The following is a 9435-nucleotide window of genomic DNA, read 5'->3' on the forward strand; positions in this document are numbered from 1 at the left end:
CCGAGGGGGTGGGGGGCGGGCGTGGGGGGGGTGTCGGGGAGTGCGGTTGGGGTCGGAGTTGGCGGAGGCTTCGGGGGGGGGCGAGGCAGGCAAGGCAGGCAGGCGAGGCAAGCGAGGCAGGCAAGGGGGCCAGGCAAGGGGAACCAGGCAAGGCAAGTGAGGTAGGCCAGGCAGGCAGGCAACGAGAGGCAGGCATGCAACGCGAGGCGGGCAGGCAAGGCGAGCGGGAGAGGGGTTGCCTCAGCGGCGATGGTTAGCAATGACGCGGTCGAGAGCATGTTTGCCCACCGGGGATCATGATCAGGATCGGCTTTGCCCGCCCGGGATCGTGGGCGGGATCGGCTTTACCGCCGGGGATCGTGCGTGGGGTCGGTTCTGTCCACCGGGGATCGTGGTCGGGATCGGCGGGGCGCGGTGTCTTCAGGGAGAGCACGGGAACTGCCACTGGCTGGTGTCGGCAGCGGAGTTGATGTAGTCCGCGGGAGGCCAGAATGTGGGGAGTTTGCGTAATGGCACGTGGTTCGCGTATGTGGATCTCCGGCGGGATGAGGGGTCGCTGCCATCTGGCCGGAAAGATCACGGCGACGGTATTTCCGGAAAGGATTTCGGGTGGTTAGTTCGGTCGCGGAACTTATGCGTGGTTGTTGTTGCTTTGAGGACAGTCACGGCTGAGGACGGCCGACTTTGTGAGCGGGGAAAGGGTTGTGGCTACAGGGTTTCGAGGCGGAAGCGGGAGGGGGCAGTGGGGCGAGCACCGAGGGGGACCGTTCGGAATTGGTAAGTTTTCGAAGGGGAGCGTGGAGTAAGCGGCTTTCACCCGCTCGGCCCTCTGGGACGGTGGTGAACGTCACGGGGCGGACACTTTGTGCACCGGCGGTAGAGCCGGTCAGCGGCAACGGCTCTGGGGTAATCACCTTTTTGGCCGCGTTGCGAACGCGGCGAGTGCCCTAGCCTCACGGGGTGGATTTCGCCCCGGCCGCTCTGTCGCGTGCTCGTACTGCCCCGCCGGCCGCTGCCGGTCGCGAACCGTGGGCTCCTCCTGAGTTGAGTCTGGTTTGCCTCGACATCGATGACACGTTGATCGACTGCACCGCCGCGATCCGGCGTACGTTGCACGCGCTCACGGGGCGCGACGATCTTTGGCCGTTGTGGGATTTGATCACCGAGGAGCACGTCGCGCTCGTGGTCGCGGGAAAACTCGGTTACGACGTCATGCATCACCGGCGTACTGAATGTTTCCTCGCCGAGTTGGGGATCTTCGGCGACTCCGCGCAAGTGAGCGCGTTCGAGGCGCGCCGGCGGGAGATTCTGGCTCGGTCCTGGCGGTTGTTCGACGATGTTCTTCCTTGCCTGGAATGGCTGCGCGCCGCGGGGCTTCAGCTGGCCGCCGTGACGAACGCCTCAGGGGTTCATCAGCGGCAGAAAATCGCGGAACTCGGGCTGGCGTCGTATTTCGACCACGTCGCGATCGCGGGCGAGGTCGGGGTCGCGAAACCCGATCCGGTGATGTTCCACTCGGTCTGCCTGGCGCTGGACTGCCCGCCGGAACGCACGGTGCACGTCGGGGACAAGCTCGACACCGACGCGATCGGCGCGTTCGACGCCGGGCTCGGCGCGGTCTGGCTCGATCGTGACGGGACCAGTCGCACCGGCGAGCGGGCGCCTGAGGGGGTGCACACCGTGGCGGGGCTCGGCGAGCTTCCTGAGCTGCTGGTTTCGGAGTACGCGACGGTCGGCGTGCCTGCCCCGCGGGCGGCGGGGACCCCCGCTGCGACGGTCCGCGGCGGGATGTTCTAGTATTTCTTCTCGTGCGGCACTGACCTGGGCAACCGGGAAAGTACCTCACTGGGGTATGGTGTAATTGGCAGCACGACTGGTTCTGGTCCAGTTAGTCTAGGTTCGAGTCCTGGTACCCCAGCTGCAGAGAGGACCCCCTCTCGGAAGTGCGAAAATCGCTTCTGGTAAGTTCTCTCTCGCAAGAAACGCCCCGGAAACGGGGAAGTTCCTAAGCCCCCGTCGTCTAGCGGCCTAGGACGCCGGCCTCTCACGCCGGTAGCGTGGGTTCGAATCCCATCGGGGGTACAGCCAGCCCGGTTGATCGATTAAAGATCAACCGGGCTTTGTTGTATTCGACGGGAAAACCCAGGGCAATCCACGATCACTCCTGCGTGCCGCCGAACATCGCTGCCGCCGCGCGGCCATTCGCCTGGTTTTCGGTCACATACGGCCGGAGTTCGGCTTCGTACTTGGCGAAAGCCTCCGGGTGTGCCGCATCCGCCAGGTGCCGGGCCAGTGAACGGGCGCCGAGCAGGGCCTGCGAGGTGCCCATGCCCGCCGTCGGCGCGGCGCAGTATCCGGCGTCTCCCACCAGGGCGATGCGGCCGGTCGACCAGTGGTCCAGGTGCACCTGAGTGCTCGAGCTGAAGTAGAAATCCGCGGCCTCCGACATCGCCTCGAGCAGGCGCGGTATGTGCCAAGCGTCACCGGCGAAGGCGGCGCGGGTCGCTGCTTCCTGGTCGGCGCGGGGGAGACGGTCCAGGGCTCCTGAGGTCGTTCCGAAGGACAGGCTGACCGTCAGGCGGTCGGGGTCCGCTGAGTTGAACAAGTAGACCGCGGTGCCGTCGGCGGTGCGGAGGAGGCCGCTGTGGTCCAAGTTCAGGAAGTTCGGCATGGTGAAGCCCGCGCCGGAAAGGCCGAGGTGCTGCAGTACTGCTGAGTGCGGGGCGAAGGCCAGTTGGCGGACCTTCGAGTACACGCCGTCCGCGCCGAAGACCAGGTCGTAGGTCTCCGTGGAGCCGTCGGTCAGTTCGGCGGTCACGGCGGCCTCAGTTTGCGTCAGCGACGTGATCGAGGTGCCGAAGCGGTACTCGACATGATCGACAGTCAGGGCGTACAGCAGCTCGTTCAGGACGTGCTTGGGCACCTCCAGCTCGCCCGCGAAAGCTTCGGCGGGCAGCAGGTCTACCTGGGTGCCGTCGCGGTCGACGATGGCGGTGCCGGTCATTTTCGTGTCGTGCCGGCGGACGTCGTCGAGGATGCCCAGCTCGGCGAGGACATCGAAAGCGGCACCGCGGAAATCCACGGCGTAACCGGTGTGGCGGAGAGCGGGGGCGCGTTCGACGATCGTCACGCGGTGGCCGGCGCGGGTGAGCAGCTCGGCGAGGGTGGCGCCGGCCACGCCGGCGCCGGAGATCAGGACGTTCGAGGAGGTCATGGGAGAGACCGTAGCCAAGGTTTGTCCATTTGGTCAAACCGTTTGGATAAACCATTTGGACAAGACTTCGGCTAGGCTGGGCGCCATGGGTAATCGCGAGGATCTGCTGGCCGGGGCGAAGCGCTGCTTGATTGAGCGGGGCTGGGGCAACACGACGGTGCGCGACATCGCGGCCGCTGCGGGGGTCAGTCACGCGGCGATCGGCTATCACTTCGGGTCGCGGGACGCGTTGCTCACGCAGGCGCTGGTCGCGGCGGTCGACGAACTGGGCGGTCAGGTCGCGGATTCGTCCTTCGACCTGTCCGAGCAGGGGCTGAGCCGGCTGATCGACAGTTTCGGCGAGCACCGGGCGCTGTGGGTCGCGCAGTTGGAAGCGCTCGTGCAGGCCGAGCGGTCACCGGACGTGCGCCGGCATCTCGTGCAGGGGCTGCGGGAGGCGCGCACCGGGGTCGGCGGGGCGGTGCAGAGCGCGTTGGTGATCGGGCTGATGGTGCAGTGGCTGCTCGACCCGGAGGAGGCCCCGTCGGCGAAAGAAGTGACCGACGGGATTCGCGCGGTGGCGGCGGAAAGCTAGACCCAGACGGAGTCGGCCGGGTTTCCGGCGGGCGGTTCGCCGCCCGCTTCGGCGAACGCGGTCAGCGCGTCGACCAGGCCGCGGCGGGCCGATTCGGGCATTTTCTCCACGACGGCGGCGATTTCGCGCCGCCGCCGTTGCGTGACGACGCGGACGATCCGGTCGCCTTCCTGAGTGAGTTCGATGACGACCTCGCGCCGGGACGACGGGTTGCCCAAGCGGGCGACCAGCTCGACGGCGACCAGCCGGTCGATCATCCGGCTCGCGGTGGACGGCGTGACGCCGAGATGTTCGGCGAGCGCGGCCTGTTTCAGCGGACCGCGGGAATGCAGCACCACCAGGAGCCGGAATTGCGGCATCGTGATGAGGTCGCCGACGGAGGCGATGGACCGCGCGGACACCGCGACGAGCAGCCGCGAAGCGGTGAGCACGGCTTCGGTGACCGCGTCGACGTCGTCGGGTACGTCGGTGCGAGCGGAGATCGGCGCGCGAGACATATGCCCAGTGTGCCGCATCTCGCGGCGGATTCCGCTCGATAACGGTGCTGGGCAACGAATCAGGCGGAATCGGGCCATTCCGGCTGACCCGTCGGCGGAAAAAAGAAACGACCCCGCGTCCCGGCGAACGGGAGGCGGGGTCGTTCCGGAGCCTGCTCAGAGACCGGCGAAAGCCTGGTCCACGAACTGCTTGTGCTGATCCGCCCACTGCTTGGCGGCGGTCTTTTCCTGGCCCTTCGGAGCCTTCTGGATCGCGTCCTCGAGCGAACCGAGGTCCTCGTCCGACATCTTCAGCTTCTTGGCCACGCCGGCGAGCGCCGGGAAGTCCTTCTCGAAGCCCTTGCGGCCCAGTGCGTGGATCTGCTCGCCCTTGCCCATCGCGCCCTTCGGGTCCTGGAGATCCTTGAGCTGGTAGCGCGAGTACGCCCAGTGCGGGTGCCACAGCGTCACGACGATCGGCTTCTTCGCCTTGATCGAGCTGTCGAGCGCGGCCAGCATCGCGGTGGTCGACGAGTTCTGCAGGGTCATCGCGCCGTCGAGGCCGTACTGCGGGATCGCTTGCTTCTGCACGATGCCCGTCTCGCCCGCGCTCGCCTCGATGCCGGTGATCTTGCCGTCGAACATGCTCGCCTTGTCCTTGAGGTCGGCGATGCTGTTGACGTCCTTCACGTAGTCCGGCACGGCGAGGTTCAGGGTCGCCTTGTCGTACCAGACGCCGAGGTCTTCGAGCTGGTTCTTGTACTGGTCCCAGTACTGCTTGTGCGTCGCGGGCAGCCACGAGTCGAGGAACAGGTCGACGTCGCCCTTCGCGAGACCCGCGTAGATCGGGCCGACGTCGAGCATCTGCGTCTTGACCTTGTAGCCCTTCTCCTCCAGCACCGCCTGGTACAGGTTGGTGAGGGCGACGTCCTCGTCCCAGTTGATGTAGCCGATGGTGACGCTCTTGGCTTCCTGGCTGTTGCCCGACTGGGACTCCCGGCCGCCGCACGCCGCGGTGAGGCCGACCAGGGCCGTCACGGCGGCGCCGATGGCGATGATCCGGCCGAAGCGTTTCGATGTGCGCACTCGTTCGTCCTTTCTCGTTGCGGTGGAGGTGGATCAGGCCGCGTCGGCCCGGCGGAGGGCGCGGCCCACCGCCGAGCGCGCCCCGAGCGAAGAGGTGAGCCGGTCGAGATAGATCGCCAGCACGACCACGCTGAGACCGGCTTGGAAACCCAAGTCCAGCTTGAGGCTCGTGACCGCGGCGTACACCTCGGCGCCGAGTCCCGGCGCGCCGACCATGCCGGAGATCACGACCATCGACAGCGACAGCATGATGATCTGGTTGATCCCGGCCATGATCGACGGCATCGCGAGCGGGATCTGGATCTCCCGCAGGATCCGCCGCGGCGGCGAGCCGAACGCCTCGCCCGCCTCGACCATTTCCGGGTCGACCTGGCGGATGCCGAGTTCGGTCAGCCGCACGCCCGGCGGCAGCGAGAACACGACAGTCGCCACCACGCCCGGCACCGCGCCGATCGAGAAGAAGAAGATGACCGGGATCAGGTACACGAACGCGGGCAGCGTCTGCATGAAGTCCAGCACCGGCTTCACGATCCGACTCACTGTTTCGTTGCGCGCGGCCGCGATCCCGACCGGCACTGCGATCACCACCGCGACCACGCCGGAAATCAGCACCTGCGAAAGGGTCTGCATCGCGGAGGGGAACTCGCGGAGGCTGTCGATGAGCGCGAACCCGATCGCCGAGCCGAGGCCGAACTTCCAGCCTCGCAGCCACCAGCCGAGCGCCGCGAAGATCACGAGCAGCACGGGCCACGGCACCCAGGTCAGGGCCGAGGAAAGGCCGTTGATCGCACCGCTGACGACGGTTTCGACGAAATCGAAGAACGGGCCGATGTTGCCCTGCAGCCAGTCGATGATCGCCTTGAACCAGGTGCCGACGGGAATCTGCGGCAGATCGCCGAAGAGGACGCTGTCAGACACGGGCGTTCACCTCCTGTTCGTCGTTTTCTCCTGAGCTCAGCGCGTTCAGCAGCGCCTCCCGGGTCACCGCGCCGAGCAGCGCGCCCTCGGCGTCGACCACCGCGAGCGGCGCGGGCGCGGAAGCGGCGTGGCCGAACAGTTCGGCCATCTGGGTTTCCGGGCTGGTGCGCGCGGCGGAACGGTCGACGAGGCCGGCGATCGTTTCCGTGCCGTTGTCGGCGGCTTCGCTCACCGCGCGCCGGTCGACCGCGCCGGCGAACTTGCCGTCCTCGGTCACCAGCACGCCGGAGAGTTCGTTCCGGCGCATCGTTTCCAGCGCTTCGGCGACGGTCGTGGCCGGGGTGAACGAGATGTCCGCGGGCGCCATCACGGCGGACGCGGTGAGCACCCGGGAACGGTCGACATCGCGGACGAACTTCGCGACGTATTCGTCGGCCGGTTCGGTGAGCATCTCCTGCGCGGTCGCGACCTGCACGATCCGGCCGTCGCGCATCATCGCGATCCGGTCGCCGAGGCGCATGGCCTCGTTGAGGTCGTGCGTGATGAACACGATCGTTTTGCCCAGCTGCCGCTGCAGCGTCAGGAGCTGGTCCTGCATCTCCTTGCGGATCAACGGGTCCAGCGCGCTGAACGCCTCGTCCATCAGCAGGATCTCGGTGTCCGCGGCCAGCGCGCGGGCGAGGCCGACGCGCTGGCGCATCCCGCCGGAAAGCTGACCGGGCAACCGGTCCTCCCATCCGGTGAGCCCGACCATCTCGAGGGCTTCGGCGGTGCGTTCGCGCTGCCGCTCGCGCGGAGCGTTCTGCACGCTCAGCCCGTAGGCGACGTTCTCCGCGACCGTGCGGTGCGGGAACAGCGCGAAGTGCTGGAACACCATGCTCATCCGCCGCTGGCGCAGCTCGCGCACCTCGCTCGCGGACTTGTCGGTCAGGTCGATGTCGTCGACCAGCACCCGCCCGGAAGTGGCCGGGAGCAATCCGTTCAGCGTGCGCAGCAGGGTCGACTTGCCCGAACCGGACAGTCCCATCACCACGAAAATTTCGCCGCGCTCCACGGTGAAGGAGGCGTCGATCACCGCCGCGGTCACGCCGGGCAGCTCCAATTCGGCGCGGTCGGCGCCGTTCTCCAGCTTGCCGACCGCTTCTTCCGCCCGGCGGCCGAACACTTTGTACAGCTTCTCCACACGAACTATCGGCACAGTCGTCTCATGTTCTCGCATTCGGGGTCCTTGCCGGGCGTCATGATTGCATAGACCAACAGTGATCGGAGCCGATCGCGCGACCGCTTCACCGATGACGGCCGGTTTTCGTGGCCCGGCACCCACTTTCGCGGGCGCGGTGCGCGCGCCCGCGAGACACCGGTGCGGCGGCGGGGAAAAGACGGTGTGCGCTGGCGAAACCAGTCCGGATTCGCCGGTTCGCCCGACTGGATTACCGGTGGCGACAGTGCGTGGTTGTCACGTTCGCATAACAACCCGAAAGTCTGTTGTGGACCTTGCGCGGCCTGGGTGATCGCGGACACCTGGCGGCCACGCATGGTGCCGGGCCGGACACGGCAAGGAAACCCCGGAGACCGTTTCGCGCGGGCGTTCGCACTTGCTTGGGGGAACAGGTGATCGACTGGAGGCGGCGGCGAGATGGCCGGTGCGATCGGGAAAACGCAGAGGCGTTCCCTCGATTTCCTTCGCGCTGCGCCGTTGTGATGCGGCGGGGACAATGCCCGCCGCTGCGACCCAGCTGTCGCTTCACGGTCCGGGAGAGCCGTACGGGCAAGCGTGCCAACGGATCTTGACGGTCGACGCGCTGCTGGGGAATCGGGGTCGTCCGTGCGCCGTTTGCTCCGAATGCCGGAGAGCGCATGCGGCGCGGGAAAAAAGGGCAGAGATGCGGCAAGCCCCGCCCGGGGAGAAGCCGGGCGGGGCTTGCGGTCTGCTTCCGGAGAAGCGGAGTTACTTCTTCTTCGCGGCCGAGGTGCGCTTGGCCGGAGCCTTCTTCGCGGTCGCCGTGGTCTTCTTGGCGGCCGGCTTGGCGGCGGCCTTCGCCCGCGTGGTGGTGGCCTTCGGAGCCGCCTTGGCCGCGGTGGCCTTGGTGGCGGTCGCCTTGGCGCGGGTGGTGGTGGCCTTCGCGGCGGTGGCCTTGGCGGGAGCCTTGGCCGCGGTGGCGCGGGTGCGGGTGGCGGCCGGCTTGGCGGCGGTGGCCTTGGCGCGAGTGGTGGTCGTCGCCGTGGCGCGGGTGGCGGTCGCCTTCGCGGTGCTGGCGGTCGCACGCTTCACGGCAGTCGCCTTCGGCAGCTTCTTGGAGCCGGAGATGACGTCCTTGAACGTGGTGCCCGCGCGGAACGCCGGAACGTTGGTCTTCTTGACCCGCACGGCTTCGCCGGTGCGCGGGTTGCGCGCGGTGCGGGCGGCACGAGCGCGCTTTTCGAAGACACCGAAGCCGGTGATGGTGACCTTTTCGCCCTTGTGGACGGTGCGGATGATGATGTCGACGAGACCGTCGACGGCTTCCGCGGCTGCCTTCTTGTCGCCGATGCGCTCCGACAGAGCTTCGATCAGCTGGGCCTTGTTGGCCATTCCAGTTCCTCCAACCAGAACTTGTTTTATACGGCCATACAGGCCGAACGCAGTCATTATCACCCATAGACTTCGCAAGTCCAATCGGGACCTGCCTTTTTCGTTGCCGTGTCGGCTAACCGGAGAGCGGGCGAGCCGCCCGAAGCGCCGGATTCTTTCACTGGCCGGAAGACCCGCGAGAGTGCTTGCGGCACCGGCAAAGTCGCATGTGGACAGCCGCTGGCCTGCGGTTTTGCCTTTTCTTGAGGTGTCGTGGCTGGGTTCGGCGGAGGCGCTCGGAGGGCCCGTGCAGCGGTCGGACGGTCTACTGAGGACGATCGAAAACCGCGCGAAAAAGGCTGCCTCGCACGGGCGTGGCGGAGCGGGGGCTGGGCGACAGAGGTGTTCCGCGGGGCGTCGTGGTTGGCGGCCGGGAGGGTCTGCGGGAGGGGCTCGAGGTCGTTCGATCGAGTCGGTGGCGTGGCGGCGGGGGAATCGTGCGGCGGGGCGGAATCGTTCGCGGTGCCGGGTTTGGGTTCGGTGGCGGGGTGCGTTGGGTTCACGGGACGTCGCGTCGGTGGGATCGGTTGTGGGGGAAGGGCGGTTCTTGGCGGGG

The 9435-nt window shown here is 67.4% G+C and carries 8 protein-coding genes and 2 tRNA genes; 4 read left to right on the forward strand and 6 right to left on the reverse strand.

The features are described from left to right. The first annotated feature begins 960 nt into the window (after positions 1 to 960). From PUT80_RS45595 to PUT80_RS45605, 3 genes are all read left to right on the forward strand, one after another. Positions 961 to 1797, forward strand: a complete 837-nt coding sequence (locus tag PUT80_RS45595; protein ID WP_275295851.1) for an HAD family hydrolase — start codon at positions 961 to 963, stop codon at positions 1795 to 1797. A gap of 49 nt (positions 1798 to 1846) precedes the next feature. Further along, a tRNA-Gln gene (locus tag PUT80_RS45600) sits at positions 1847 to 1918 on the forward strand. Positions 1919 to 2009: 91 nt separating this feature from the next. After that, positions 2010 to 2082 (forward strand) — tRNA-Glu (locus PUT80_RS45605). 76 nt (positions 2083 to 2158) lie between these two features. Here the strand turns inward: PUT80_RS45605 and PUT80_RS45610 are convergent. Next, positions 2159 to 3214 (reverse strand): FAD-dependent monooxygenase, encoded by a 1056-nt coding sequence (locus PUT80_RS45610; protein WP_275295852.1) that lies wholly within the window; start codon positions 3212 to 3214, stop codon positions 2159 to 2161. 85 nt (positions 3215 to 3299) lie between these two features. On the opposite strand from PUT80_RS45610, the gene PUT80_RS45615 reads away from it, so the two are divergent. Continuing rightward, positions 3300 to 3788, forward strand: a complete 489-nt coding sequence (locus PUT80_RS45615; RefSeq protein WP_275295853.1) for a TetR/AcrR family transcriptional regulator — start codon at positions 3300 to 3302, stop codon at positions 3786 to 3788. Here PUT80_RS45615 and PUT80_RS45620 read toward each other — a convergent pair. From PUT80_RS45620 to PUT80_RS45640, 5 genes are all read right to left on the reverse strand, one after another. After that, a complete protein-coding gene (locus PUT80_RS45620; RefSeq protein WP_051728872.1) occupies positions 3785 to 4285 on the reverse strand; it encodes a MarR family transcriptional regulator in 501 nt (166 codons plus the stop codon). The two genes, PUT80_RS45615 and PUT80_RS45620, sit on opposite strands and share 4 nt — an antisense overlap. A 156-nt stretch (positions 4286 to 4441) precedes the next feature. Next, positions 4442 to 5350, reverse strand: coding sequence for a glycine betaine ABC transporter substrate-binding protein (locus PUT80_RS45625; protein WP_275295854.1), 909 nt, complete (start codon positions 5348 to 5350; stop codon positions 4442 to 4444). Positions 5351 to 5383: 33 nt separating this feature from the next. Next, positions 5384 to 6268, reverse strand: coding sequence for a proline/glycine betaine ABC transporter permease (locus PUT80_RS45630; RefSeq protein ID WP_037811739.1), 885 nt, complete (start codon positions 6266 to 6268; stop codon positions 5384 to 5386). Further along, positions 6261 to 7487, reverse strand: a complete 1227-nt coding sequence (locus PUT80_RS45635) for a glycine betaine/L-proline ABC transporter ATP-binding protein (RefSeq protein ID WP_051728871.1) — start codon at positions 7485 to 7487, stop codon at positions 6261 to 6263. The genes PUT80_RS45630 and PUT80_RS45635 overlap by 8 nt, the downstream gene beginning before the upstream one ends. A 729-nt stretch (positions 7488 to 8216) precedes the next feature. After that, complete coding sequence (locus PUT80_RS45640; protein ID WP_037811736.1) at positions 8217 to 8840, reverse strand: HU family DNA-binding protein; 624 nt, start codon at positions 8838 to 8840, stop codon at positions 8217 to 8219. Positions 8841 to 9435 lie beyond the last annotated feature (595 nt).

The sequence above is a fragment of the Amycolatopsis sp. La24 genome (genome assembly GCF_029087445.1).
Lineage (GTDB): Bacteria > Actinomycetota > Actinomycetes > Mycobacteriales > Pseudonocardiaceae > Amycolatopsis > Amycolatopsis nivea.